This window comes from Chryseobacterium sp. Y16C (assembly GCF_022488405.1).
Taxonomy (GTDB): domain Bacteria; phylum Bacteroidota; class Bacteroidia; order Flavobacteriales; family Weeksellaceae; genus Chryseobacterium; species Chryseobacterium geocarposphaerae.
Genome location: NZ_CP092711.1, coordinates 2,142,515 through 2,168,008 on the forward strand (window position 1 = coordinate 2,142,515; position 25,494 = coordinate 2,168,008).

Genomic DNA, 25,494 nt, shown 5'->3' on the forward strand with positions numbered 1-25,494 from the left:
TTTGTTTAAATACAGGACAAAAATATAAAAAAATATTAGTCTACCAAATTTATAGACTAGTATTTTTTAATTTATTTTAAACAAAAAAAGAAGCAATGACGCTTCTTTAGTATATTATTTAAGTTGTTGAATTCTTTCTATTTTCGACGATCCCGCTAAACCATTCGGGTTACAACCTAATTCTCCTTCGGGAACTTTAAGATTTTTCTCCTGATAAAATTTTTGCCAGAATTCATTGGTTTTGCCTGTCTGCGGATCAATAAAAGTCATGGGTTCTAATGTGAAAACATGATCTTTTCTAAAAATCCTTTCAATAAAATCCGAACAATAATAGGAATCTTCATTCAGAATATAGTTAAAATTATATGGTTTTCCCAACATTGAATTTGCTTTTACAATAGCATCAGGAATTGTATTTTGATATTCAGGCTTCAGTCTATAAACAAAAATATCCTGCCCATCTTTCTTCTGATCTTCCACAAAATCTTTAAGTTTCTGTTTGTCCGAGCCTCTTTTTGGAGAAGCATGAAGTACAAAATAATGACCATCAACTTTTTCCAGAATTCCAATATGATCAAAGGAGGCATTTTTTTCTTTTTGGGTCACATTATTAATTGCTCCGGATAGTCCGGAATCTTTTGCGGTAACAAAAAGCAAGTCACCGTTTTTTAATCCTGAGCTTTTAACTCCTGCACATTCAACAGCAATGAACAGAACTATAAAAAGAAGTAAAAATGTGGTAAAAAATTTATTTTTTAAAATTCTTTTCATAAGTTTCTATCCATTCATCCACAGTCATCTTTTTACTCAGTTCAGCAATAAGCTCAAGAGGAATATCATCAACTTTTTTAAACCGGATACAAGATTTTCCCATATCCAACTTTCTTTTTGAATATTTTGGAAATTCTTCTACAAACCAATTCAACAATTCAGGCTTTGCATAGATTCCCATATGATACAATGCAATAAAGTTTTTCTGGGAAGCCAGGCCTATAAAAGGAAGCGGCGTATTGGGCGTACAGTGATATCCCGGAGGATATGTTTCAAGCGGAACTCCCCAACCCACCATACCGTAACTGATATTTTCTGAAAAACCTTTGGGTAAATTATTGTTTACTGTATCAAAAAGCTTCTTAAAAGCATCCTGCCTTTCTTCAGGAATCTTTGAGATATAGTCATCTATTGAAATTGCAGAAATTTGCATCCTAGTATAAATTTAATGCTTAAAATTAGCAATTTTAATATAAAACAAAAGCGACTTTACAAAAAGTAAAGCCGCTCAATAATATTTAATAAAAATAGATACTATTTCTTAATTGCTTTTATAGTCTGCTTAGAACCGTCGTTCATGTTCAGAACCACTAAATACAATCCCTCTTTTAAATCTCCCAGATGAAGAGTTGATGAAGGTTTTTCAATGTTTTTAATAAGTCTTCCCGCAATATCCATTACTGAAACAGATTTTACATTTTTGATATCGGAAATATTTAAAACATCTGTAAATGGATTTGGATATGCCTGAACAGTATTCTTATTTGCTGAAACTTCAGATGTTGCCAAATTTGCATTATTAACACTAATATCATCAACATATAAATAAAACTGATCAGCAATTGAATAAGCATTAAACCCAAAATAGTAAACTCCTGTTGTTGGTACTGTAAAATTAACAGTCGCTGTATGAGCTGTTTTATCATTAATAGTCGGATAGTCAGCTATAGCATTAACCATGGCTGCAGCAGTTGCAGAAGTACCGAAGGCTACTTTTAGCTTTTCTACAAATGTAGTAGAATTATTCCCATATTTATAGGAGATTGTATACTGAGTACCTGCAGTCAAGTTTAACCCTTGAGTGAAAAACCATGTATTTGCAGCGCTTGAACTATTCCAAGCATATCTTAATACCTTAGTTGAAAGTCCCGGGCAATCTGTAGGAGCATCTGCTGTCGTCCAATTATTTCCTGATCCTGCGTTCACAATATACGTACAGCCAGGAAGTGCAGGTGTTGTTACACTTTCAAAATCTAAAACATATGGAGTACTTGTACTTGTACATGCAGTAGTGAAATTATTTTCTGTACAAGATGATGAAGTCTGCCCTCCAACATAAGCATTAACAGTATAATAATACTTTGTATTAAATGCTAAAGAAGTGGTAAACGGATAAGTAGTGACATTTCCGACATCTACGTTATTTAGAATATCTGTTCCTCCTGCCGTAGTACCTACCGTTAATCTATATCCTGCTGCTCCGGCAACAGCATTCCAGGTAATTGATGGTGTTACGGAAACTCCTGTTGCTCCAGCTGCAGGTGCTGTTACCGTTGGACAGAATGATGGAGTCGTAATAGAAATTGGTCCTGTCCAAGAACTCTTATCTGTAGAACTACAATTTGATCTCACCCAAATATAATAAGTTGTACTAGACGCTAATGTTGTCAATTGAGCGGAAGTCGTAGTAGCAGGTACAGAATTTGTAGAATTTAAAACTGTACTTGAAGTAGGAGCCACATTCGACGTACTGTAATATACATCATATCCAATTCCAGGAGGTGTTGATGGAGCCGACCATCCGATTGTAGCAGAAAACGAAGCCACATTAGATGAAGTAATTGCAGTTGGCTCAAGACAAGAAGGAATTTCCTGAACGGTAATATCATCAAGATAAATACTACGAGATGTTGCTGTTAATCCATGCTTAAACGCCAATTGTGCATCAGAACCCGTAGGAATATTAACAGTATATTGCGTCTGAGTAGTTGTTAATGTAATAGCAGAACCAATTTGTGTAAATGTAGTAGGGTCTGCAGCATTTGCTAAAGTACCAACTAACAAAGTAGTACCAGCTGTACCGGCTTTTGCATAAAATCGCACACGTTTTGTGCCACTTGAAAGGTTTGTAGTTGGAGGTGAAACTAACATCTGACTGCCTGTAGTAGCAGTAGAATTATTCAAATAATAAGAATTTGGAGTAGAAGATGAATTTCCTGATGTAACATATCCATAACCGGCAAACGATGCGCTTTCAAGATACGACCAACAGCTTGGTACAGTAAGATTCGATGAATTACCTGTACTTGTAGTATCAAAGTTCTCTGTATATGGAACTGTAAATACAGAACAAGCTGTTTTAAATGTACCGCCAAAAGACCATGAACTCTGGCTTGTTCCTGTACTGCAATTGGATCTTACCCAATAATAATAAACCGTATTGGAGTTCAAGCCCGGAATAGTTTTGGAAGTTCCCGTTTCTCCCAGAAAATTCGGAGTAGCAGTACTTGATGGAATTGTATTCGAGGTACTATAGTAAATATCATAACTTGCCGGAGTCGATCCTGTAGGAGCCGTCCACGAAATTGTAGCTGAATTAGCTGTAATTGTCCCGGCTGCTTGTAATGTAGGAGGCATACAAGTGGAATATGCATCTGCTGAGAAAGCAAAAATATTGGGTAATCCCGTACCTGCTGTTTTTGTTACGGTAACACTTTGAATAAGCTTAGTTTGGTTAGCAGCACTTATCACAAATTCATTCTGATACAATCGGGGATTGGTCCCTCCTTCTGGCGACGGAACATCATCGCCTGCTGCAGGACTTGCTCCTGGCTTTTTAATTCTACCAAAACCTTGAAGAGCGATATTAGTTCCGGTATACCAATCCGCAATACTAATTCCTGTAAACTGCTGATTTGTGCCGTCTGAAAAATTTACCGTTACAGAAACTGTTGAAGCACCACTTCCACTCGTAGAAAGCATATACAATTTAGTAGCTGCTTTTGGTGTAGTAAACGTTAAAGTTCCGGTGTCATTTACCGCAGCTAATCTCAAGGAATTGTTCGCACTTAAGCTTGCTAATTGATAGCTCAATCCAGGTGTTGTCGTCACTATTGAATTAATAATACCATCCACAGGAAGACCGTAAGTAATTGGTGTGCTTGTTGATGTTAACAGGAAATCTTTAGCGACAAAAGCATAAGAAACTCCGTCTACATCATTATTGGTAGTCACAGCTGAGGAGCCTGTCCCATTGGCAACTACATCTGCCGTAAATCCAGTTTGGATAGGCATCTGCTGATAGTTTTGTGCTAAGGCAAAAGAACTGGCAAATAGTCCTAATGCACCAAGCACAAGAGCTGGTTGATTTTTTCTCATAAAAATTTTTTATTAGTCTGGCGTAAAACTAAGAATTTAATCTAAAACCACAATGAATATTTTGATTATTTTTCAATATTTAAATCAAAACTAAATAAATTGAACAATAAACAAACGTTTAATTACAAAAAATATACACCAAAAAAAACAAAATACGAAATATATCATAATTATTATTTAATGCATAATATATTGGATTTAGTCTCACGCATTCAATTCTTAGATAAAATATTTTGCTATTTTTGTGCAATCAATTTTTAGATAAAAAATAATGCCTAATATTTCAAACAGAGCACAGCAGATGCCAGCTTCACCGGTGAGAAAACTGGTACCTTTTGCATTGAAAGCAAAACAGAAAGGAACTAAAGTATACCACCTTAATATCGGACAACCTGATATTGAAACTCCTGAAACAGCATTAAATGCTTTAAAAAACATTGATTTAAAAGTATTGGAATATGCTCTTTCCGAAGGAAATTTAGACTACAGAAAAGCTCTTACTGAATATTACCATTCTTTAGATTTCACAGATCTTACCCCAGACAATTTCATTGTAACCAATGGAGGTTCTGAAGCTTTAAACTTTGCTATTTCGACGCTATGTGATGATGGAGACGAAGTGATCATTCCTGAGCCCTATTATGCAAACTATAATGGATTCACAAGCACATTCAATGTACATGTGGTAGCAGTTCCGTCAACCATTGATACAGGTTTTGCCCTTCCTCCGATTGAAGAATTTGAAAAGAAAATCACAGAAAAAACAAGAGCAATCGTTATCTGTAATCCGGGAAATCCGACAGGATACCTTTACACCCGTGAAGAATTACAGAAATTAGCAGAAATTGCCTTAAAATATGATATTGTAGTAATCTCTGATGAAGTATACAGAGAATATGTATATGACGGGAAACAGCAAATCTCAATGCTTGCTTTCCCTGAACTAAGCGAAAACTGTATTATTATTGATTCGGAATCCAAACGTTATTCTATGTGCGGAGTAAGAATCGGGTGTATGATTACGCGTTCTAAAAAAATTCACGATGCAGCCATGCTTTTTGCACAGGCAAGACTGAGCCCTGTTCTTTTAGGTCAAATTGCAGCCACTGCCGCGCATCAAAATGATGGAGCTTACATCAGAGCTGTAAGAGAAGAATATACTCACAGAAGAAATGTATTGGTAGATTTACTGAATGCTATTCCGGGAGTAATTTGTCCGAAACCAAAAGGAGCTTTTTATTGTGTGGCTGAACTTCCTGTTGACGACAGTGAAAAGTTTGCACAATGGTTATTAGAGAAATATTCCAATAACAACGAAACCATTATGGTTGCGCCTGCAGGAGGGTTCTACAGCGATCCTGAACTGGGTAAAAAACAGGTAAGAATAGCTTATGTGCTTAAAGAACAAGACTTAAGAAGAAGCGCAGAAATTCTAAAAGATGCTTTACAGCAATACAAATTAGAGTTCAACCTTTAATACATAAAAATGTCAGCAATAAAATTCTTAGGTTTGAAAATATTCTTTTCAACGGTTTTATTGCTGATTTTTTTATCCTGTAATGAAGAAGCTAAAAAAAACATTTCTGAGAGCAATAAAATTACATTTATCAGTTTCTCAAATGTAAGCGGAAATCTGGGAAATTACCGGATCATCAAAATCACCCAGGACTCCATTACATCAGAATCGGGAAATACCGCCCGACAAACTCATAAGCAATGGGCCTCCAAAACATCTCCAAAAATTTGGAAAGAACTAACCTCTTCTTTTGATCTTAAAAGTTTAGATCATATAAAAAGTTCAGAAAGCATCCAGGCCAAAGGAGGAACCGATGAAGTTTTCCAGATCAAAACTTTAAAAAAGTCCCATGTATATGTAAATTCTTATCATGATACTCTTCATTATAAGCAATTTGAAAGATTCAAATCACAATTAGAAAAAATTCTATCAGAACATCCATAACTCATGCAAGAAAATTTTTCATTAAAAGCTTACAATACTTTCGGAGTAGAAGCTAAAGCAAAATATTTTGTTGAAGTCTCCACCATAGAAGAACTAAAGGAAGCCATAAGTTTTTCAAATTCACAAATACCCAAAACTCCCGTTCTGTTTCTTGGAGGCGGAAGTAATATTTTATTTACCAGGGACTTTGACGGACTTGCTATTAAGCTGAATCTGACAGGCATTTCAGAAAAAATTATTAACGAAAATGAGGTATGGGTAACTGCTAAAGCAGGTGAAAACTGGCATAATTTCGTTATGTACTGCCTGGATAAAAACTATGGCGGACTGGAAAATCTTTCTCTTATTCCCGGAAATGTAGGAACTTCACCCATGCAGAATATCGGAGCTTACGGAACTGAAATAAAAGATGTCTTTGTGAGCTGTAAGGTTTTGGATCTGGAGAGTCTGGAGCTTAAAACATTCGATCTTGAAGAATGCAGATTCGGATACAGAGATTCGATTTTTAAACAGGAAGGAAAAGGAAAATATGTGATTCTGGAAGTTACCTTTAAACTTACCACCAAAAATCATATCATTAAAACAGAATATGGAGCCATTAAATCTGAATTGGAAAATTTAGGCATTGAACATCCAACGATTCAGGATGTTTCAAAAGCTGTTATTAATATCCGTCAAAGTAAACTTCCGGACCCAAAAGAGACTGGAAATGCAGGAAGCTTTTTCAAAAATCCCACGATTCCTTTGGCTCAATTTGAAAAATTAAAAGAGAAATTTAAAAATATTCAAGGCTACCCTAACGGAAACTTCGTTAAAGTTCCGGCTGGCTGGCTGATTGAACAATCCGGCTGGAAAGGAAAACAAATTGGTAATGTTGCATCTCATAAGCTTCAGGCATTAGTAATCATCAATGCAACAGGGAATGCGACAGGAAAAGAAGTTTTTGATTTTTCTACTGAAATTATCAATTCTGTGAAAGAAAAATACGGAATTGAACTGGAAAGGGAAGTGAATATTATATAATGATTTCAAAATGGCAAAAGATTTAAACGAAAAAGAATTTAAGAAGTTGATTCAAAAACATATTAATAAAATTAATTTTGTCAGAATCACTCTTGAAAACGAATCTTACATATTTGGGTTTATCGTAAAATTTTCTGAAAACTTTGTCATGATTGAAGAGACAGGTGATTTTTTATTAGCAGGAATTAAGATTATTCCTTACGAAAGTATTAAAAGCATTCGTCATAACAAGTTTGACAAAATATCAAAACATATTTACTCCGAAGAAGGATTGATTAAATTTAATCATAAAATCATTGATAATACTTCTTTAAAAAACTTCGAATCATTATTCAAATCAATCAAAAAACAAAATTTTCATTGTATCGTTGAGAGTTCTAAAAAAGATACCCATATATTCTCAATCGGTGAAATTTTGGAAGTTAATGAAAAGTCAGTAATCATCAAAAATTATGACGGCGCTGGAAAAATTGATAAAAAACCGAGTAAAATTGCTTTTAAAAACATAGATTTAATTAATTTTAATGATAATTATTCTTTAGTTTTTAGAAAATATTTAACAGAATAAAAAAACACAATATGAAAATCACCATTCTCGGAGCAGGAAATATGGGTTTATCTTTTTCAAAATCGTTTTTGAAATATGAACTCATAAAACCTGAAAATCTGCATTTAATTACAAGAAACGACTCCAAATTTTCAAAAATATCGGAAGAATTTCCAAAATCAAGGATTTCAACTTTTGATGAGGTGAAAGAATTGGATGCGGATTTAATTATCATCGCCGTAAAACCTCAGGATTTCCCACATGTAACAGAAAATCTCAAGTTTCAGCTGAAAGAAAACCAGATGGTTTTATCGATCATGGCAGGAATCAAAATTGAAAAAATTCAAACCTTATTACACCATCCATTAGTAGTCAGAGCCATGCCAAACTCTCCGACACTCCTAGGAATGGGAATCACAGGATATACAGCAGCAGAAGGAATTTCTTTCAGCCAATTAATTAATATCGAAAGATTATTAAACTCTACCGGAAGATCCGTTTATCTGGAAAATGAAGAATTATTAGACGGCGTTACAGCTCTTTCAGGAAGCGGACCTGCTTATTTTTATTACATCGTTGATGCCATGATAAAAGCCGGAGTTGAAATGGGAATCGAAGAAAATCTTTCCAAACTTTTTGTAAAACAAACCATGTTGGGCGCTTATCACCTGATGAATAATTCCGAAAAAAGCCTCGAAGAACTGATTAAGGATGTTGCCTCAAAAGGAGGAACAACTGAAGCTGCTTTAAAGACTTTTGACGAAAACAGTTGTAAAGAAATCCTGAAAAAAGGAATTCTGAATGCAGAACAGCGTGCCAAAGAGCTGAACGGATAGTTTTAGAAATATGCTAAATCCAATCCTTACATTTCTTTTCCACAAGCCCCCTCATCAGGAAGCCTAAAAATACTCCAAATGTATTCAAAATGATATCATCCACTTCAAAAATCCCCATTCTTGTAAAATACTGAATGGCTTCAACAATGGTAATTGCTGAAACAAAGGTAAAAAGCAGGCTTTTTAATTCTTTAAGATTAGGGAAAATCCACCCCAGAAATCCGAAAGGAATAAACATCACGACATTTCCTACAACGATGATTATAATATCTTTCCAGGAAATACAACCTTTAATAAAATTTATTGTAGAAAATATAGGTTCGATGGTCAGTAAATTATCTTCCATCTGGGTTCTTCCCATCCCGAAAAACATCAGATAGAGTAAAAATAGAACATACGGAACAATAATAATTTTATAAAATTTCTTTAACATCGATTGCAAATTTATTCATTTCAAAAACATTAAATTTGTGTGTTAAATTAATTTAATGAAATACGTTTTACTTACGCTCATTTCAGCGATGCTCTTGTCCATTTCGTGGCCCACTTACGGAATTCCGTTTTTTATATTTTTTGCGCTAGTTCCTCTTTTAATGATGGAACACGGTGTTTCGAAATTTTCGGATTACAAAAGAAAAAGCTGGGTTGTTTTCGGACTCTCCTACTTATGCTTTATTATTTGGAATATTGTAACGACAGGCTGGTTGTACGGATCAAAAAACCCTGACGGAAGCCATTCTTTAATGGCGGTTTTATTTCCGGTTTTAGTCAATTCCTTACTGTATTCGTTAGTATTCCAATGTTATCACTGGTACAAAAACGCACAAGGAACGTATTGGGGATTGGCATTTTTTGTAGCTATCTGGATGAGCTTTGAAAAGTTCCACCTGAATTGGGAATTAACCTGGCCTTGGCTGAATCTTGGAAATTCATTTTCAGAATATCCGAAATTAATACAATGGTATGATACATTAGGTGCTACAGGCGGAAGCTTCTGGATCTTGCTAGTCAATGTTTTACTTTTCTACACCATAAGAACCTGGGAAGCCGGAAGAAAGAGAAAAGATTTGATTAAAAACTCTTCTATTGCTGCAGCTTTAATAATTATTCCGATGATTATTTCACTAGTAAAATACAACAGCTTTAATGAAAAACCTATCGGAACTGTTAATGTTTTAATGCTTCAGCCAGATCTTGATCCGTACGCAGAGAAATATTCCAAAGATAGCTTAACAATTGAACAGGATCTTTTGAACCTTGCAGAAAAAAATACAAAAGGAAAAATTGATTATTATATTGCTCCCGAAACCGCACTTCCCGGAAGAGGTTCTATTTCCGAAACAGCCTTTGAAAAAAGTATCATTTTAAATAATCTAAAGGAATTCCTTGCCAAACATCCCGGTTCTGTTTTTTCGACCGGAATTTCATCACATAAATTTTACACCAGTTCAAAAGACCTGCCCACTGAAGCTTATCAAATCAACCAAGGACTTTGGGTGGAAAGCTTTAACTCAGCAATACAGGTTATTCCTAATCAAAAAGTCCAGGTATATCATAAAGGCAAATTGGTTCCCGGAGTGGAAATTTTCCCTTATATGAATTATTTAAAACCCCTTCTTGGTGATGCGATGATTAACCTGGGAGGAACCGTTGCTTCTTTAGGTTCAGATAAAGAAAGAGTTGCCTTTTCAAATCCTTATAACAAAGGGAAAATTGCCCCTATTATTTGCTACGAAAGCATCTATGGAGAATTCGTGACAGATTATGTAAAAAAAGGAGCCAACTTTCTGGGCATTATGACCAATGATTCCTGGTGGGGAGTTTCAGAAGGACATAAGCAGCTTCTGTCCTATGCAAAATTAAGAGCCATAGAAACCCGAAGAGAAATTGCGCGCGCAGCAAACAGTGGGATTTCAGCTCATATCAATGCTCAAGGAGAAATTGTGGAAGACACTTTTTATGGAGACAAAACAGCTTTGTTTGCCAGGATAAACTTATATGAGAACCAAACGTTTTATGTAAAGGCCGGAGATCTACTAACTAGATTCTCTATCTTCGCCTTAGGATTTTTATTATTTTATTTTCTGATAAAAAGGTTTCAGAAAAAGTTCACTAAACAACAGGCTTAATGGCCGTATTTCTGAAAAAATATTATAACTAATTGAAAAATAAATTTTAAAACATTTGTCTATCTAAAAAATTCTTCGTTATTTTGCAACCTCAAATATTATACAAATAAGAACATCGAGATATGTCAAGAATTTGCCAAATAACAGGAAAGCGTGCAATGGTTGGTAACAACGTTTCTCACGCTAATAACAAAACGAAGCGTCGTTTTGAAATTAACTTATTGGAGAAGAAGTTTTACCTTCCGGAGCAAGATAAGCACGTAACACTGAAAGTATCAGCTCATGGATTGAGAGTGATTAACAAGATTGGAATCGAGGAAGCTATTGAAAGAGCTACTAGAAACGGATTGATTAAAAAGAATTAATAAATCATGGCAAAAAAGGGAAATAGAGTTCAAGTAATTCTTGAATGTACAGAGCATAAAGAAAGCGGAGTAGCAGGAATGTCTAGATACATTACTACTAAAAACAAAAAGAACACTACAGAAAGATTGGAGCTTAAGAAGTACAATCCGGTTCTTAAGAAAGTTACCGTTCACAAAGAAATCAAGTAATTTAGAAAATATAATTTACCATGGCAAAGAAAGTAGTAGCAACCCTACAGAGTGGTCAGTCAAAAAAAATGACTAAAGTTGTGAAAATGGTTAAGTCATCTAAGTCAGGTGCTTACGTTTTCGAAGAAAAAGTAATGAATGCAGACGAGGTAGACGGTTATTTGAAAAAATAATCTACACTTTATTTACAATATAAAAAACTACTCAGCTTTTGGGTAGTTTTTTTGTTATCTTTGTTCTAAAGACAGATAACACAACATCTTATATTATAAAATTCTATGAGTTGGTTTAAAAATATTTTTAAAAAAGAAGAAAAAGAAACTTTAGATAAAGGATTGGAAAAATCCAGCCAGGGATTCTTTGAAAAAATGACGAAAGCCGTAGTCGGCAAAAGCAAAGTAGATGATGAAGTTCTGGATGACCTTGAAGAAGTACTTATTGCATCCGATGTGGGTGCCTCTACAACCATCAAAATCATAGAAAGAATTGAAGAACGTGTTGCCCGGGACAAATACATTAATGTAAACGAACTGGATAAAATCCTCCGTGAAGAAATTTCAGGACTTCTTCTTGAAAACCCTCATGCGGGAACAGGAAATATTGACACTTCTAAAAAACCATATGTTATTATGGTTGTAGGAGTAAACGGAGTCGGTAAAACAACAACCATTGGAAAATTAGCCCATCAGTTTACTTCCGAAGGAAAAAAAGTCGTTCTAGGAGCTGCGGATACCTTCAGAGCGGCCGCTGTAGATCAGCTAGTAATCTGGAGCCAGAGAGTCGGCGTTCCTATCGTAAAACAGGAAATGGGATCAGATCCTGCCTCTGTAGCTTTTGATACTGTACAAAGTGCCGTTGCCCAAAATGCAGATGTTGTAATCATTGATACAGCCGGAAGACTTCACAATAAGATCAATCTAATGAATGAGCTTTCTAAAATCAAAAGAGTAATGCAAAAGGTTATTCCCGATGCTCCTCACGAGATTTTACTGGTTCTTGACGGATCTACGGGACAAAATGCTTTTGAGCAGGCTAAACAATTTACCGCAGCAACCGAAGTCAATGCTTTAGCGGTAACAAAACTTGACGGAACCGCAAAAGGCGGAGTTGTAATTGGTATTTCCGATCAGTTCCAAATTCCTGTTAAATATATTGGAGTGGGCGAAAAAATGCAGGACCTTCAATTATTCAATGGTACGGAATTTGTTGATTCGTTCTTCAAGAAAAGATGATATTTATCATGTTTTCCCTTACATTAGCAAAAATCAATTTCATAAATATTAACAATTAAAAAATTTGCAACTATGGGAATTTTAACATGGATTTTATTCGGACTTATTGCTGGAGCAATCGCAAAAATGATCATGCCGGGAACTCAGGGAGGAGGATGGCTGATTACAATCATTTTAGGAATTGTAGGAGCTTTTGTGGGTGGAGCTATTGGCGTGTATATTTTACACTGGGGTGATGTCACTTCTTTCTGGAATCCAAGAAGCTGGATTTTAGCTATCGGAGGAGCACTGATCGTCCTCTGGATCTACGGAATGGCAACGAAGAAAAGTAGCTGACAAATAATTAGCATAAAATAAAACGGCGGATTTGAAAATTCAAATCCGCCGTTTTTGTTACAATATATAATTTAGTTAATTTTTATCTGATAAGGCATTTCCATTTTCACTTCAGACTTCAGCTTTTGGTTAGTAACCTGCTCAAGAATTTCATAATTGGCTTTCCCTATTTTATTCTTAATTAATCTTGCAGAAATATCATCTTCATTCATATCATCAAAAATCTGTTCAAATGCTGTTTTTCTCTTCGGATATGATGTTACCCCGTAAGATTTCAGGCCTGCCTTCTGCGCTGCAAATTTCACAGCATCATTCAATGTTCCCAAATCATCTACCAAACCAATTTGCTTGGCACGTACTCCACTCCAGACTCTTCCTCCCCCTACGTTATCAATTTGCTCAAACGTTTGTTTTCTGTTTTGTGTTACAAAATGAACGAATCTTTTATAAGTTCCCTCAACACTTCTTGTAACCTGTGCAACTCCATAAGGTGTCAATCCATTTAAAGCAGAGTAATAAGCAGAATTGGCATTCGTAGCCACAATATCTGAACGTATTCCGTTTTTATTGGCAATCTCTTTATAATAAGGCATTACTCCAAAAACACCTATTGAACCTGTAAGGGTATTCGGTTCAGAATAAATTTTATCCGCAGACATAGCGATATAATATCCTCCCGAAGCAGCATAATCTCCAAATGACACTACAACTGGTTTTACTTTTTTAAGTTGTTGAAGCTCGTATAAAATTTCATCTGAAGCATTTGCGCTTCCTCCCGGAGAATTAATTCTGAAAACAACAGCCTTTACTTTATCATCATTTTTAAGCTCCTGAATATATTTCACATATTTTTCCGAATAAATATCCCCGTACTTATCTCCATTATTAATCGAACCTGAAGCATAAAGTATTGCAACACCATCTCCAGAGCTGTCCTTATCAGAATATGAATTGATATAGTTTGTAATAGATACTTTATTTAGCTTTTCATCTTTAGATGTACCTATCTTAGATTTGATAAAATCATCATATTCTGATTTCTGAACTAATTTATCTACTAATTTATACTTTAGACTCTGCTCGGGAATCATTCCGTAAAGACTATCTACCGCAGTTTTAAACTGATTGGCATCTATCTTTCGGGAAGCCGATATTTTTGCAGCAGTATTTCCCCAAATATCATTCAATAAAGTACTTAGCTGTTCCCTATTCTCATCAGAAATATCATTTCTTATAAAAGGTTCTACCGCAGACTTAAATTTACCGTGTCTGATTACTTCTATTCCGATTCCGTATTTATCAGCAAATTCCTTAAAGAAGGTAACTTCAGTAGCAAGCCCCTTCAAATCAATCATTCCTGAAGGGTTTAGGAAATACTGATCCGCCACAGATCCTAAATAATAGGTAGATTGGGAAACTCCATTTCCATAAGCATATACAAACTTTCCACTCTTTTTAAAATCTTCTAAGGCAGCTCTAATATCATCCAATTGAGTAATTCCCGCATTTAGGTGATCAGTTTCAATACTGATTCCCTTAATATGATCATCGGTTTTAGCTTTCTTTATGGCCTCTAAAACATCATACAGCAATATGCTTTTATTTTTATCACTTACGTTAAATATACTGGTCTGTTCTTCTGTAGGGCTATCTATAATATCTGTCTTTAAATTAATGGTTAAAACTGAATTCTTTTTTACCACAACAGATTTTTCTCCACTCATTGCACTGAAGAAAACAACGACTATAAAAAAGAAAAAAAACACGGCACATAGTATTACAAATGCAACTATATTTGCCAATACATTTTTAAAGAAACTCTTCATAAAATTTATATTTAAACAATATGTCGCAACATACTGTCATTTTGTTACTCGGAAGTAATCTTGGTGATACAAAAAAAAATATTGAACTGGCTATTGACAAACTCAATAAGGAGGTAGGAAATGTAATAAATTTAAGCGAATTTTTAATTACTGAACCCGTAGAATTTGTTAGTTCTAATATTTTTTGTAATATTGCATTAGTAATATGTACACATTTTTCACCTATTCAGTTACTTAAACATATCAAAAGGATTGAAATTGAGATGGGAAGAGCACATGATTCTAGCACTCTGGGAGTATATACGGACAGAGTAATAGATATTGATATCGTAAAGTTTGACAATCTGAAATTTGTGTCAGAAAAGCTAGAAATCCCTCATCAGAAACATCTTTTTGAAAGGGAATTCTCCAAGATAATCTTAAAAGACTTTATCTAAAACATAAAACATATTGTATGAAATTAGGTTTATTATTATTGGCTGCATTGCCTATTGCAACATATGCACAGGACAGTATTGCTGTTAGTTCCTACGATGAATACCCTAATACGTTCTCCTCTGGTTCTGCCAATGTACAGCCTTTCAACAACAAAGCAAGAAAATTCAACGACTGGTCTATCTCAGTCGGTGGAGGTGCTGCTTTCATGGTTCACGCTGACTTGAGATCTTTTTATGATAAAAAGGTCAACTGGGGATATAACTCTTACGTGAGTATCGACAAACAGATTACTCATGTTGTAGGAGTTAGCCTTATTTATCAGCGAGGTGAAACAACACAGAAAGCTCAGCTTGACGGAGCTGCTGGAACTGCCGCAGGAGTTGCGGAAGCCAATACGAAATTTAATCAGATTGCCTTAATGGGAGACGTTAACTTTTCAAATCTTTTGAGAAGAGTAGACAACCTTTCTCCTTACAGATGGGCTTTCCATGGTTATGCCGGTATTGGATTGATGAGCTATAACACATCTTTACATGACAATAATGAATTCAGATGGAATACCACTCCGCCTAGAATTCCTTTATTCATTAAGCAAAAAATGGATATTAATTCAATTTATTACCAGTTTGGTGTTGGATTGAAATACAATGTCTCCAAACTTATTGATATAGAGGCAAGAACAATGTATATTATCAGTGGGGATGACGAATTTGATGGAGGAGGAAACGCAGGACCTGCCGATTACGATCCAGCATCCAAAGTTTCCAAGTATAACATGATCAGTAAAAGAAGATCTGATAATGCCTGGACAGTTAACTTAGGAGTATCCTTCAAACTAGGAAAACATTTGACACATTTGGCTTGGCACGATCCATTACAAGAAACATACTCCAGAATCCATACTTTAGAAAATACCAATGTAGATTTTGTTGTATGTGAAAAAGGAGATCAAGACAATGACGGCGTTTGCGACGACTGGGACAGACAGCTTGACACTCCTGCAGGAGCAAGAGTTGACGGAGCCGGTGTTGCACTTGACATGGACCTTGACGGTGTGATTGATCTTTATGATAAATGCGTAACTGTACCTGGACCGGTTGAAAATGCTGGTTGCCCTAAATAAATAAATCATTTAATTAACTAAATAATAAAAATACACTATGAAAATAAGTTTAGCAATTGTAGCATTAGCACTGGCTGTTCCTGCCATAAGCTTTGCACAAGATTCAACAGCAGTTTCGGCTGAAGAAAAATATCCTAATACTTTTTCATCAGGCTCAGCAAATGTTTCTCCCTTCACTAATCAATCTAAAAGATTTAATGATTGGGCTATTTCAGCAGGGGTCGGTGTACCATTAGTTCAATCGGCAGATTTAACATCAATAAAAAATGGTAACGGTAAAAATCTTTTCGGATATTCTGCATATATTAGTATTGATAAGGCGATTACCCATGCTTTCGGTATTAACTTACAATATGACAGAGGAGAAACCAGACAAGGATGGTTCAGTACTAAAAAAGATGCACCAGTAAATGCATCTGTTTACCAGCAAGTAGGAGCAAGAACTCAATATGATGCAATCTCTTTATTGGGAGATGTTAATATTTCAAACATACTAAGAAGAGTTGACAATAAGTCTCCATACAGATGGGCTTTGCATGCTTATGGAGGTCTTGGAACATTAGCTTATAGAGCTTATCAGAAAGATGAAAACGGACAAAGATTGATGACAGAAATTAAACCTTTCAAATTGGGTTCAATGTTCGCTCAAGCTGGTGCCGGTGTTAAATTCAAAGTTAACAGAAGACTTGACATTGAAGGTAGAGTAATGTACGTTATGACCGGTGATGATGAGTTTGATGGAGGAGGTGACAAATACAGCGCTATCAACCAGCGTGAAGAGCAAGTTTCAGACAACTTCTTTAATGCAACTTTAGGGGTAAGTTTAAAATTAGGAAAACACGAGTCTCACTTAATGTGGCATGACCCTCTTCAAGAAGTATATTATAAGCTAGACGTTTTAGCTAATAAAAATCAAGATATTGAGGTTTGTAAAAAAGGTGATTTAGATAACGACGGTGTTTGTGATGATTGGGACAGACAGCTTGATACTCCTGCAGGAGCAAGAGTTGACGGAGCCGGAGTTGCCCTTGATACAGACTTAGACGGAGTAATTGACCTTTACGATAAATGTGTAACTGTTCCAGGACCTGTTGAAAATGGTGGCTGCCCAGTTGCTCCTGCAACAACCGGACCTGTAACGGATGATACAAGAACGTTGGAAGGAATTGAATTCGATCTGAACTCAGACAGAATCTTACCATCTAACACTCCTATCCTTAACAACGCTGTAAATTATATCAACTCATCAAGTGGTACTTATACAGTAGTAGGAGCTACGGATACGAGAGGTACTGATGCTTACAACCAGAAATTATCCGAAAGAAGAGCAAATAATGTAAAAAATTATTTAATTAAAAACGGAGTTGAGTCTGGAAAATTAAATGCAATTGGTAAAGGTAAAAAAGACCTGAAATATCCTGAATGTGACCCAGCTACAAAATGTCCAGAATGGAAAAACAGAGCTAACAGAAGGGTATATTTCGAAGCTAAATAGTAAACTTTCTATTATATTGAAAAGTCACGCAATGCGTGACTTTTTTTGTTTCAATACTTTCCTTATTTTTACCTTATGATTTCTCCACAAGACCTACAAAAATTAAAATTTGATACTCTGAAATATTTTTGGAGCTATGACACTTTCAGGGATTCTCAGGAAGAAATTATAGATTCCATACTTCATTCAAAAGATACATTGGCCTTGCTACCTACAGGAGCTGGAAAATCACTGTGTTATCAGTTACCTGCACTTCTTCGTGAAGGTGTATGTCTGGTTATTTCACCGTTACTCGCGCTCATGAAGGATCAGGTCAATCAATTGAAAAGCCGTCAGATTGAAGCAGAATACCTATCTTCCGAACTGGATGAATTTGATGCGGAAGTTATTTATAACAGATGTAAAGACGGTCTCACAAAATTATTATATGTCTCTCCCGAGAGATTGACAAATACTCAGTTTTTACAGAATATCGAAGAAATACAGCTGTCCTTCATTGCAGTTGATGAAGCACACTGTATTTCGGAGTGGGGGCAGGATTTCAGACCCAGCTATCAGAATATTAAAGAATTTAGAAAAAATAATCCTGAAATTGCCTGCTTAGCTTTAACGGCGACTGCAACACCAAAAGTGCTGGATGAAATCAAATCTAAGTTGGAATTAAAGAATCCTGCTGTATTTCAAAAAAGCTTTAAGAGAGAGAATATCAAGATCTTTTCAGAAGAAGTTTCAGATAAATACCAAAGGGTTTTTGACATCTTGAAATATGCTACGAAATCTGGTATTGTGTATGTAAGAACAAGGAAAGATGCGGAACAGTTGACTGAATTCCTTCATAAAAACCAATTGAAAAATATTGATTTTTTTCATGCAGGGCTTACAACAAAAGAAAAAAACACCAGACAAAACATTTGGAATAACAGCGACCAGCATGTTCTAATATCCACCAACGCCTTCGGAATGGGAATCGACAAAGATAATGTTCGCTTCGTCATTCACTTCTCTCCTTCCCCTTCTATTGAAAATTATTATCAGGAAATAGGAAGAACCGGAAGAGATGGTAAAAAAAGCTTTGCATTCTTGCTTTGGGACAAACAGGAACTTTCAAATTTTGATCAGATCTTAAAAAACCAGATCCCGAATAAAGCAGAGTTCTTAAGAATCATTACTTATCTCTACTCTGTTTTTCAGGTGGCAGAATATGAACTTCCTGAGAAAGTTTTTCAATTGAATACGGCTGGAATTCAGAATTTCACAAAGCTGTCGAAAGCAAAAATCAATAATGTACTGGGCTTTCTGCATAACCAGGAAATTATTTATTATAATAACAATAAAAGCCTTTCATCTTTGCAGTTATTGATGAAAGCAGATGAAATTGATCAGCTCCCTCAAAAAGACGCTTATTTTATTGAACTTTTATTAAGAACAGTATCCGGAATTACCACTCATAAAGTAATGTTCAGCGAACAGCAGGTCAGCAATAAAATCGACGTAAGCGTTCCATTAATCAAAGAAAGATTAAAAGAATTACAGCAAAAAAACTATATAGAATATGTTGACGGAGCTCTAGCAAGCATTAAGTTTTTAAAACCACGAGACGAAAGACTTATTAACAGCTCATACTGGAAATTGTTTGAACATATTCAGAAAAACAAGATCCAGAAATGGGAAGAAATGAAATTTTATCTTGAAGATAACCAATACTGCAAAATGAAGCTTATTCTTTCTTATTTTGGAGAAAAGGATACTAAAAATTGCGGTAACTGTTCTGTCTGTGAAAAAAAGAAACGGTCAGTTTTCGGACAGAATATTTCTCTGGAAATCATTAACATTTTAGCTAAAAAACCGGCAACGATAGAAGAACTTTCGATACAGCTTACTTATCATCCGAAAGATAACATTCTGGAAAACCTCATTTATCTTTTAGATTCAGGAAAAGTAAAGATGCTGAATTTCAGAACATATATGTTAGCTTAAATGTCATTATCATTTTAACAACAGGAATCTATTTCAATTCCAATAGATTCTTTACTTCATAACGTTTCTTTCAGAATGACAGAAATAATTTTTAAATCTTTTAATCCTTTAATAAAGAACTTATCTTTGCAGCATGAAATCATTGAAAGTAGTTTTTTTAGGCACTCCGGAGTTTGCGAAGACTTCATTGGAAGCCATTCACCAATCACATCATGAAGTTGTAGGCGTTGTTACCGTTGCAGATAAAGCGAGCGGACGTGGGCAAAAAATCAGCCAGTCTCCTGTAAAAGTTTTTGCCGTAGAAAATAACCTTCCCGTTTTTCAGCCTGAAAAATTGAGAAATCCTGAGTTTTTAGAAGAATTAAGAAAGCTTGATGCTGATGTTTTTGTAGTGGTGGCTTTCAGGATGATGCCAAAAGTTCTTTTTGAAATGCCTAAAATGGGTACCTTTAATTTACATGCTTCCTTACTTCCCGATTACAGGGGCGCTGCTCCCATTAATTATGCAGTGATTAACGGTGAAGAAAAAACCGGAGCAACCACATTTTTTATCAATGAAAAAATTGACGAAGGAAATATTTTATTACAGGAAGAACTAGCTATTTTACCTGATGAAAATGCAGGAAGCCTTCACGACAGACTGATGGAAATGGGTTCAACATTAGTAGTGAAAACATTGGACGGATTAGCAGAAAACTCCATTATTGAAAAACCTCAACCTAATGTAGAGCATCCGAAAAATGCCTATAAAATCTTTAAAGAAGACACCAAAATCAACTGGAATAAAACGTCAAAAGAAGTTCACCAGTTTATTTTAGGAATGTCTCCTTATCCTGCCGCTTTTACAATATTAAAAATCGGAGAAGAGGAAAAAGGATTAAAAATATTCGGTGGTAAATTTGAGCTTTCCAGTCACAATCAGCCTGCAGGAAGTATAGCCATTTCCAAAAATGATTTTAAAATTTATACAAAAGACGGGATTTATTTTCCTTTAGAATTACAGTTGGAAGGAAAAAAAAGAATGAATGTAAAAGATTTTCTGAATGGTTTCAGAAACTTTGACGAAATAAAAATGGCCTGAGAAATCAAGCCATTTTTTTATGTGAAATGTCAATAAGTCAATTTTGCTCTGCAAGTGAATTTAAAATCGAATCAATAAATTGACAACGAAGTTAATTCACAATTCACCATTCACATTTATAATTGCACCATCTCTGTCACCTCAACATCATATCCTCCCACTTGAGGTTTGATATTAGGATTTTGAGTGATTACTTTAAACTTATTGATTCCAAGATTCTTTAAAATCTGAGTTCCGATCCCGTAGTCTCTGTAATTATAGGCCAATGTAGGATGCTGTTCCTGACCGTCCTGGTAATTTAAGAACTGTTGTAATTTTCTCAATGTATTTTCAGAATTCGAAACGTTATTGATGAAAATAATTGCTCCTTTTCCAGCTTCATTCACCATATTGGTTACTTTCTGCAATAAAGGTTTTTCGCCGTTATTTAGTCTTGTCAAGACATCAAAATAAGAATCAGAAGATTGAACTCTTACTAAAACCGGCTCATCAACAGTCCAGGAACCTTTTGTTAAAGCAAAATGAATCTGATCATTTGAAGTTTCTCTGAAAGCAAAGAAATCAAAATCTCCATAAGCAGTTTTCACTTTTCTTTCCTCCAACCTTTCGATCAGATTTCCTTTTTTAAGCTGATAATGAATCAGATCTTCAATAGAAACGATTTTCATGTCATGCTTTTGAGCAAAAACGTGTAAATCCGGTAGACGTGCCATTGAGCCATCTTCATTCATAATCTCACAGATTACACCACCTTCCTTCAATCCAGCCAAATGCGTAAGATCGATCGCCGCTTCAGTATGTCCTGCTCTTTTCAGAACACCTCCTTTTCTCGCTCGAAGCGGGAAAATGTGTCCGGGTCTCATGAAATCTGTAGGCTTAGATTTTTCATCCATCAAAGCTAAAATGGTTTTCGCTCTGTCACCTGCAGAAATCCCTGTAGAAGTTCCGTTCCCAAGAAGGTCAACCGATACGGTGAAGGCAGTTTCTTTCGGATCGCTGCTTCTGCTTACCATTACTTCCAATCCAAGTTCATCACATCTCTTTTCAGGAAGCGGCATACAGATCAGTCCTCTTCCGTGAAGAGCCATGAAATTTATGATTTCCGGTGTTGTTAATTCAGCAGCACAAAGAAAATCACCTTCATTTTCTCTGTCTTCATCATCTACTACTATGATTATTTTACCATTTTTAAGGTCTTCAATAGCCTCTGGAATAGTATTTAATTTAATATCAGACATTTTTACTTTTTAAATTTCTGCAAAGATACTCATAAAAAAAGGCATCTTCCAATTAATCTTATGCTTTGAATATCGTGTTTTTAGCATTTCTGAAAATATGATAAGACTCCAGTCTTTTTTGATGATCGTAGATATGGGAATTGATCATTAATTCATCCACTTTGAATTTTTCCTGGAAGCTTATAAGCTTTTCTTCAATTTCTTTTTGATCCCCAATCAAGGTATATTTTAATTTCTGTAAAACCATTGATTTTTCCATTGCAGACCATATTTCATCCATATCATCAACCGGCGGAGCAAAAGGTTTTCTGTCATTTCTTACAATATTAATGAAAGCCTGAAATAAAGTCGTTGAAATTTTATGAGCTTCCTCGGAAGTTTCAGCTGCAATTCCATTGACACAGGCAATAATATAAGGCTGATCTAAATATTTTGAAGGCTCAAAATTCTGTCTGTAGATATTAAACGCCATTTCCATTTGTTCAGGAGCAAAATGTCCGGCAAAAGCATATGGAAGTCCCAATTCCGCAGCTAAAAATGCACTGTCTGTGCTTGAACCTAAAATATATAACGGAATATCCAGTCCTTCTCCCGGAATTGCACGAACCAGGGCATCGCGATTTTCTTTGGAGAAATATTTTTGTAATTCCAGGATCTGCCTAGGAAACTGCTGATTAATGATGGCAGGGTTTCTTCCCAACGCCTGAGCAGTTAATCCGTCTGTTCCCGGCGCTCTTCCCAGTCCAAGATCAATTCTTCCGGGAAAAAGGGACTCCAGTGTACCGAATTGCTCGGCAATCACCAATGAACTGTGATTCGGCAGCATAATTCCTCCTGACCCCACTCTTATTTTTTTAGTTCCGTTCGCAATAAAACCAATGAGAACAGAAGTTGCAGAACTCGCAATACTTTCCATATTGTGATGTTCTGCAAGCCAAAATCTTTTATAATCTAAATTTTCAGTATAGTTGGCTAAAGACAAACTGTCCTGAAAAGTGTCGTGAATGCTTTTTTCCTGCTTTACAGGGGCAAGATCAAGAACCGACATTTCAAAATTTTTCATATCGAGGTATTTATTTTTAAAGGAGATGCAGAACCTCCTTCGTCCATTTCATAATTAAAATTTTTATTAAAAAAATCAAGCAAATTTAAAATTAATAAATTGCATTAGTTACTTTTTGTAATTGATAGGATTGATCGATTAGCTCAGGAAAAAACTATCGGAAGAATTCATTGTTATGATTATATATCTTACAGTTTAAAAATAATTTATTGAAAGTTCATAAAATAATATTCACTTTATATAGAATAATTTGTAATTTTAATGTCATCATAATATAAAAATTATGATAAAACCGACTAACCGTTAAACATAATCATTAAAAACCCGTATGCGAATGAAAAAATAACAATAAAACAAACCCAAAACCAGAATCATGAACAACGAAAAATTTAACACGCTTGAGCTTCTTCAAACGAAGTTCAGGTATCCGTTCCCTACCCTAAAGAATCCTCACGCTGATCAATTACAGGAGATCACAGAAACCCAGTGGATTGACGGAGAATATTTGTGGCTCTTCGAAAACAATCCTGATCTACGGAAAAAGTACAAAAAAACAAAAACAGCACATATCGCAGCGCAGTGGTTTCCCACAGCATCTGTTGAAAGGTTCAGGCCTATTTGCCGGTTGATGCTCTGGACTTTATATAATGACGATCTCTATGAAGAGAGTACGCCCGAAAACATTCAATACATCCGCGACCAATCTCTTGCAATTCTGCACGGAGAAATTACCGCTGAAGATTCCGGAATACCGCTTGGCAAAATGCTGGCTTCTTTAAGACAAGAATTACTGCTGTTCATTCCAGAAGTATCTCTTTCCCGTTTTACCGAAATGATTGAAAAATATTTCAACGGCTTGGAAAGAGAGCTGAAATTGAAAAGAGACAAAATTTATCCATCGGTAACGGAATGTATTGCTTTACGTGAAGACTCTATCTGCCTTTATCCTTTCTTACAACTTGTAGAGGTAGAAACCGGGATCATTTTACCACAAGAAATTCATGACCACCCTGTCATCCGTCGTTTGCAGGCATTGGCTTGCCACTTGGTAACTTTTTTTAATGAAGTTCAGTCGGTCGCAAAAGATGAAGCAACAGACAGTGTTTACTACAATATTGTAAAGGTAATCCAGAATGAGCATAAAATAACTTTGGAAGAGGCCTGTATGGAAAACCTGCGTTTGCATAATCAGGATTTGAAAGAATTTGTCGAATTACAAGCATCTCTTCCTGATTTTGGAATTTGGCATGAAGCGGTTGTCAACTGGGTACATTATATGAGTATGGTGCTAAGTGGCTGGAAAAGTATATCTACAAAATTAGCCCGCTACACAGCTGCAGATTTCCCGGAAGCTAATGAACTGAAAGACAAACTAAAACAAATGTAATAATAGCGTATTTATAGAAATGGGGATTCAATGAAAACCCAATCCCTGTTTATCTTTATGTATTAGTCTATCTGATTATTATTAAAAATTAAAAACAAAAAAATGAAACAAAAAGACGTTCCCGTTCTACAATATCCGTGGCCTTATGAAGTTGGCCCGTTTTCCCAAAATTTTTATGAAGAACAAAGCAAATGGCTTGACGATGATTATCAATTCATGTCCGAAGCCACACGAACAAAATATAAAAAACACGGTTTGGTAGAAGCAGCTTCCTACATGTTTCCGGCAGCTTCCACTAAAGAACAAATAAGACCTATTGCAAGATTTATGGTATGGCTTACTTTATACGACGATTATCATGAATTGTGTCCGGTTCATAAACTTGCTGATATCAGAGATCATATCATGGACATTATGATGGGTGCCCAACCTAAATCTGATGATATCGGACTGATGAGACAAGTAGCATTAAGCAGGCAAGAATTCCTTCCATACGCTAATGATAATTGGTTTGAACGCTGGACAAAAAACTTTTATGATTACACGACCTACGGAATTATGGAAGAAACACCGTATAAGTTAAAAAAAGAATTTCCTACTCTTAATAATCTTTTACTTATACGTGAATATTCTATTTCAATGTATCCGTATGGAGATCCTGTGGAGCCAGCCATCAATTATATTGTTCCGAATACAATATCAGAACATCCAGTGATCAAGCGATTAAAAATGTTGATGTGCCGCATTATGGCCATTCAAAATGATTTTGCCTCCATAGAAAAAGAGCTAAGAATAGAGACTGAAACCTTGAACATTATATTGGTAATAAGGCATCAGTACAAAGTTTCATTAGAAGAAGCCATTGCAGAATCTATGCGTATTCACGACGATTATGTAAAGGAATTTGTGGAATTACAATATAACCTGCCTGATTTTGGCTCCGAGCAGAAAAATATTGAACGTTTTGTTCATAACGTGGCTCTAATGATCTCAGGATTGGGAGCGTGGTATCACAAAACGGCATCTACCCGCTATAAAACTCCAGGAGAATTTCCGAAGCCTGAATATGGATTGTCTTTGTAGTAAATGATTACCAATAA

General features: G+C 35.4%; 25 protein-coding genes. 18 read left to right on the forward strand and 7 right to left on the reverse strand.

Annotation, left to right across the window (positions count from 1 at the left end; genetic code table 11):
* Positions 1 to 114: 114 nt before the first annotated feature.
* The 3 genes from MKS83_RS09505 to MKS83_RS09515 form a co-directional block, all read right to left on the reverse strand.
* Positions 115 to 771, reverse strand: coding sequence for a YiiX/YebB-like N1pC/P60 family cysteine hydrolase (locus tag MKS83_RS09505; protein ID WP_240582963.1), 657 nt, complete (start codon positions 769 to 771; stop codon positions 115 to 117).
* On the reverse strand, positions 749 to 1,204 hold the full coding sequence (locus MKS83_RS09510) for a DUF1801 domain-containing protein (RefSeq protein ID WP_240582964.1): 456 nt from the start codon (positions 1,202 to 1,204) through the stop codon (positions 749 to 751). Before MKS83_RS09510 ends, MKS83_RS09505 begins: the two co-directional genes overlap by 23 nt.
* 101 nt (positions 1,205 to 1,305) lie before the next feature.
* Positions 1,306 to 4,149 carry a fibronectin type III domain-containing protein gene (locus tag MKS83_RS09515; RefSeq protein ID WP_240582965.1) on the reverse strand — a complete coding sequence of 948 codons (2,844 nt, stop codon included), beginning with the start codon at positions 4,147 to 4,149 and terminating at the stop codon, positions 1,306 to 1,308.
* 271 nt (positions 4,150 to 4,420) lie between these two features.
* On the opposite strand from MKS83_RS09515, the gene MKS83_RS09520 reads away from it, so the two are divergent.
* From MKS83_RS09520 to proC, 5 genes are read left to right on the forward strand one after another with little or no spacing between them, the layout of a single operon-like run.
* Positions 4,421 to 5,626, forward strand: coding sequence for a pyridoxal phosphate-dependent aminotransferase (locus MKS83_RS09520; protein ID WP_240582966.1), 1,206 nt, complete (start codon positions 4,421 to 4,423; stop codon positions 5,624 to 5,626).
* 9 nt (positions 5,627 to 5,635) lie between these two features.
* Positions 5,636 to 6,109 (forward strand): hypothetical protein, encoded by a 474-nt coding sequence (locus MKS83_RS09525; protein ID WP_240582967.1) that lies wholly within the window; start codon positions 5,636 to 5,638, stop codon positions 6,107 to 6,109.
* Positions 6,110 to 6,112: 3 nt separating this feature from the next.
* Positions 6,113 to 7,132, forward strand: a complete 1,020-nt coding sequence (gene murB, locus MKS83_RS09530; RefSeq protein ID WP_240582968.1) for a UDP-N-acetylmuramate dehydrogenase — start codon at positions 6,113 to 6,115, stop codon at positions 7,130 to 7,132.
* A 10-nt stretch (positions 7,133 to 7,142) separates the two neighbouring features.
* Positions 7,143 to 7,700: a hypothetical protein gene (locus tag MKS83_RS09535; protein WP_240582969.1), complete on the forward strand. Its 558-nt coding sequence runs from the start codon at positions 7,143 to 7,145 to the stop codon at positions 7,698 to 7,700.
* Positions 7,701 to 7,711: 11 nt separating this feature from the next.
* Positions 7,712 to 8,515, forward strand: a complete 804-nt coding sequence (gene proC / locus MKS83_RS09540; RefSeq protein ID WP_240582970.1) for a pyrroline-5-carboxylate reductase — start codon at positions 7,712 to 7,714, stop codon at positions 8,513 to 8,515.
* A gap of 13 nt (positions 8,516 to 8,528) precedes the next feature.
* Here the strand turns inward: proC and MKS83_RS09545 are convergent, their stop codons facing one another.
* A complete protein-coding gene (locus MKS83_RS09545; RefSeq protein WP_240582971.1) occupies positions 8,529 to 8,948 on the reverse strand; it encodes a VanZ family protein in 420 nt (139 codons plus the stop codon).
* A 55-nt stretch (positions 8,949 to 9,003) separates the two neighbouring features.
* On the opposite strand from MKS83_RS09545, the gene lnt reads away from it, so the two are divergent.
* The 6 genes from lnt (at position 9,004) to MKS83_RS09575 (ending at position 12,766) form a co-directional block, all read left to right on the forward strand.
* Entirely contained in the window at positions 9,004 to 10,644 is a 1,641-nt protein-coding gene (gene lnt, locus MKS83_RS09550; protein ID WP_240582972.1) for an apolipoprotein N-acyltransferase, read from the forward strand.
* Positions 10,645 to 10,766: 122 nt separating this feature from the next.
* Complete coding sequence (gene rpmB, locus MKS83_RS09555; protein ID WP_002976757.1) at positions 10,767 to 11,009, forward strand: 50S ribosomal protein L28; 243 nt, start codon at positions 10,767 to 10,769, stop codon at positions 11,007 to 11,009.
* A gap of 6 nt (positions 11,010 to 11,015) precedes the next feature.
* Complete coding sequence (gene rpmG, locus MKS83_RS09560; RefSeq protein ID WP_039368104.1) at positions 11,016 to 11,198, forward strand: 50S ribosomal protein L33; 183 nt, start codon at positions 11,016 to 11,018, stop codon at positions 11,196 to 11,198.
* A gap of 20 nt (positions 11,199 to 11,218) precedes the next feature.
* Complete coding sequence (locus tag MKS83_RS09565; protein WP_002976755.1) at positions 11,219 to 11,371, forward strand: DUF4295 domain-containing protein; 153 nt, start codon at positions 11,219 to 11,221, stop codon at positions 11,369 to 11,371.
* Positions 11,372 to 11,476: 105 nt separating this feature from the next.
* Complete coding sequence (gene ftsY, locus MKS83_RS09570) at positions 11,477 to 12,430, forward strand: signal recognition particle-docking protein FtsY (protein ID WP_240582973.1); 954 nt, start codon at positions 11,477 to 11,479, stop codon at positions 12,428 to 12,430.
* A gap of 72 nt (positions 12,431 to 12,502) precedes the next feature.
* Positions 12,503 to 12,766 (forward strand): GlsB/YeaQ/YmgE family stress response membrane protein, encoded by a 264-nt coding sequence (locus MKS83_RS09575; protein ID WP_047441876.1) that lies wholly within the window; start codon positions 12,503 to 12,505, stop codon positions 12,764 to 12,766.
* A 71-nt stretch (positions 12,767 to 12,837) separates the two neighbouring features.
* Here MKS83_RS09575 and sppA read toward each other — a convergent pair whose 3' ends face one another.
* Positions 12,838 to 14,592, reverse strand: coding sequence for a signal peptide peptidase SppA (gene sppA, locus MKS83_RS09580; protein WP_240582974.1), 1,755 nt, complete (start codon positions 14,590 to 14,592; stop codon positions 12,838 to 12,840).
* A 20-nt stretch (positions 14,593 to 14,612) separates the two neighbouring features.
* Here sppA and folK point away from each other — a divergent pair, with 20 nt between their 5' ends.
* The 5 genes from folK (at position 14,613) to fmt (ending at position 20,706) form a co-directional block, all read left to right on the forward strand.
* Positions 14,613 to 15,029 (forward strand): 2-amino-4-hydroxy-6-hydroxymethyldihydropteridine diphosphokinase, encoded by a 417-nt coding sequence (folK, locus tag MKS83_RS09585; RefSeq protein WP_240582975.1) that lies wholly within the window; start codon positions 14,613 to 14,615, stop codon positions 15,027 to 15,029.
* 17 nt (positions 15,030 to 15,046) lie between these two features.
* Positions 15,047 to 16,153 (forward strand): OmpA family protein, encoded by a 1,107-nt coding sequence (locus MKS83_RS09590; RefSeq protein WP_240582976.1) that lies wholly within the window; start codon positions 15,047 to 15,049, stop codon positions 16,151 to 16,153.
* A gap of 37 nt (positions 16,154 to 16,190) precedes the next feature.
* The gene (locus MKS83_RS09595; protein ID WP_240582977.1) at positions 16,191 to 17,648 is read left to right on the forward strand and encodes an OmpA family protein; all 1,458 of its coding nucleotides are present in this window, start codon (positions 16,191 to 16,193) and stop codon (positions 17,646 to 17,648) included.
* 75 nt (positions 17,649 to 17,723) lie between these two features.
* On the forward strand, positions 17,724 to 19,625 hold the full coding sequence (locus MKS83_RS09600; protein WP_240582978.1) for an ATP-dependent DNA helicase RecQ: 1,902 nt from the start codon (positions 17,724 to 17,726) through the stop codon (positions 19,623 to 19,625).
* Between the two features lie 133 nt (positions 19,626 to 19,758).
* The gene (fmt, locus tag MKS83_RS09605; RefSeq protein ID WP_240582979.1) at positions 19,759 to 20,706 is read left to right on the forward strand and encodes a methionyl-tRNA formyltransferase; all 948 of its coding nucleotides are present in this window, start codon (positions 19,759 to 19,761) and stop codon (positions 20,704 to 20,706) included.
* A gap of 116 nt (positions 20,707 to 20,822) precedes the next feature.
* On the opposite strand, the gene ribB is transcribed toward fmt, so the two are convergent.
* Both ribB and MKS83_RS09615 read right to left on the reverse strand, forming a co-directional pair.
* Positions 20,823 to 21,944, reverse strand: coding sequence for a 3,4-dihydroxy-2-butanone-4-phosphate synthase (gene ribB / locus MKS83_RS09610; RefSeq protein WP_240582980.1), 1,122 nt, complete (start codon positions 21,942 to 21,944; stop codon positions 20,823 to 20,825).
* A 58-nt stretch (positions 21,945 to 22,002) separates the two neighbouring features.
* Positions 22,003 to 23,007 carry an LLM class flavin-dependent oxidoreductase gene (locus MKS83_RS09615; protein WP_240582981.1) on the reverse strand — a complete coding sequence of 335 codons (1,005 nt, stop codon included), beginning with the start codon at positions 23,005 to 23,007 and terminating at the stop codon, positions 22,003 to 22,005.
* A 373-nt stretch (positions 23,008 to 23,380) separates the two neighbouring features.
* Between MKS83_RS09615 and MKS83_RS09620 the strand changes: the two genes are divergently transcribed.
* Positions 23,381 to 24,394, forward strand: coding sequence for a terpene synthase family protein (locus MKS83_RS09620; RefSeq protein ID WP_240582982.1), 1,014 nt, complete (start codon positions 23,381 to 23,383; stop codon positions 24,392 to 24,394).
* Between the two features lie 102 nt (positions 24,395 to 24,496).
* Positions 24,497 to 25,477 (forward strand): terpene synthase family protein, encoded by a 981-nt coding sequence (locus tag MKS83_RS09625; protein ID WP_240582983.1) that lies wholly within the window; start codon positions 24,497 to 24,499, stop codon positions 25,475 to 25,477.
* Positions 25,478 to 25,494: the final 17 nt, after the last annotated feature.

Bases quoted from the DNA above. Each gene is read 5' to 3' on its own strand.
- MKS83_RS09590 (WP_240582976.1), top strand. From the start codon at position 15,047: ATGAAATTAGGTTTATTATTATTGGCTGCATTGCCTATTGCAACATAT.
- sppA (WP_240582974.1), bottom strand. From the start codon at position 14,592: ATGAAGAGTTTCTTTAAAAATGTATTGGCAAATATAGTTGCATTTGTA.
- MKS83_RS09505 (WP_240582963.1), bottom strand. From the start codon at position 771: ATGAAAAGAATTTTAAAAAATAAATTTTTTACCACATTTTTACTTCTT.
- MKS83_RS09545 (WP_240582971.1), bottom strand. From the start codon at position 8,948: ATGTTAAAGAAATTTTATAAAATTATTATTGTTCCGTATGTTCTATTT.
- rpmB (WP_002976757.1), top strand. From the start codon at position 10,767: ATGTCAAGAATTTGCCAAATAACAGGAAAGCGTGCAATGGTTGGTAAC.
- MKS83_RS09515 (WP_240582965.1), bottom strand. From the start codon at position 4,149: ATGAGAAAAAATCAACCAGCTCTTGTGCTTGGTGCATTAGGACTATTT.
- fmt (WP_240582979.1), top strand. From the start codon at position 19,759: ATGAAATCATTGAAAGTAGTTTTTTTAGGCACTCCGGAGTTTGCGAAG.
- rpmG (WP_039368104.1), top strand. From the start codon at position 11,016: ATGGCAAAAAAGGGAAATAGAGTTCAAGTAATTCTTGAATGTACAGAG.
- MKS83_RS09620 (WP_240582982.1), top strand. From the start codon at position 23,381: ATGAACAACGAAAAATTTAACACGCTTGAGCTTCTTCAAACGAAGTTC.
- MKS83_RS09595 (WP_240582977.1), top strand. From the start codon at position 16,191: ATGAAAATAAGTTTAGCAATTGTAGCATTAGCACTGGCTGTTCCTGCC.
- MKS83_RS09525 (WP_240582967.1), top strand. From the start codon at position 5,636: ATGTCAGCAATAAAATTCTTAGGTTTGAAAATATTCTTTTCAACGGTT.
- ribB (WP_240582980.1), bottom strand. From the start codon at position 21,944: ATGTCTGATATTAAATTAAATACTATTCCAGAGGCTATTGAAGACCTT.
- MKS83_RS09625 (WP_240582983.1), top strand. From the start codon at position 24,497: ATGAAACAAAAAGACGTTCCCGTTCTACAATATCCGTGGCCTTATGAA.
- MKS83_RS09615 (WP_240582981.1), bottom strand. From the start codon at position 23,007: ATGAAAAATTTTGAAATGTCGGTTCTTGATCTTGCCCCTGTAAAGCAG.
- murB (WP_240582968.1), top strand. From the start codon at position 6,113: ATGCAAGAAAATTTTTCATTAAAAGCTTACAATACTTTCGGAGTAGAA.
- MKS83_RS09510 (WP_240582964.1), bottom strand. From the start codon at position 1,204: ATGCAAATTTCTGCAATTTCAATAGATGACTATATCTCAAAGATTCCT.
- ftsY (WP_240582973.1), top strand. From the start codon at position 11,477: ATGAGTTGGTTTAAAAATATTTTTAAAAAAGAAGAAAAAGAAACTTTA.
- lnt (WP_240582972.1), top strand. From the start codon at position 9,004: ATGAAATACGTTTTACTTACGCTCATTTCAGCGATGCTCTTGTCCATT.
- MKS83_RS09520 (WP_240582966.1), top strand. From the start codon at position 4,421: ATGCCTAATATTTCAAACAGAGCACAGCAGATGCCAGCTTCACCGGTG.
- proC (WP_240582970.1), top strand. From the start codon at position 7,712: ATGAAAATCACCATTCTCGGAGCAGGAAATATGGGTTTATCTTTTTCA.
- MKS83_RS09535 (WP_240582969.1), top strand. From the start codon at position 7,143: ATGGCAAAAGATTTAAACGAAAAAGAATTTAAGAAGTTGATTCAAAAA.
- folK (WP_240582975.1), top strand. From the start codon at position 14,613: ATGTCGCAACATACTGTCATTTTGTTACTCGGAAGTAATCTTGGTGAT.
- MKS83_RS09565 (WP_002976755.1), top strand. From the start codon at position 11,219: ATGGCAAAGAAAGTAGTAGCAACCCTACAGAGTGGTCAGTCAAAAAAA.
- MKS83_RS09575 (WP_047441876.1), top strand. From the start codon at position 12,503: ATGGGAATTTTAACATGGATTTTATTCGGACTTATTGCTGGAGCAATC.
- MKS83_RS09600 (WP_240582978.1), top strand. From the start codon at position 17,724: ATGATTTCTCCACAAGACCTACAAAAATTAAAATTTGATACTCTGAAA.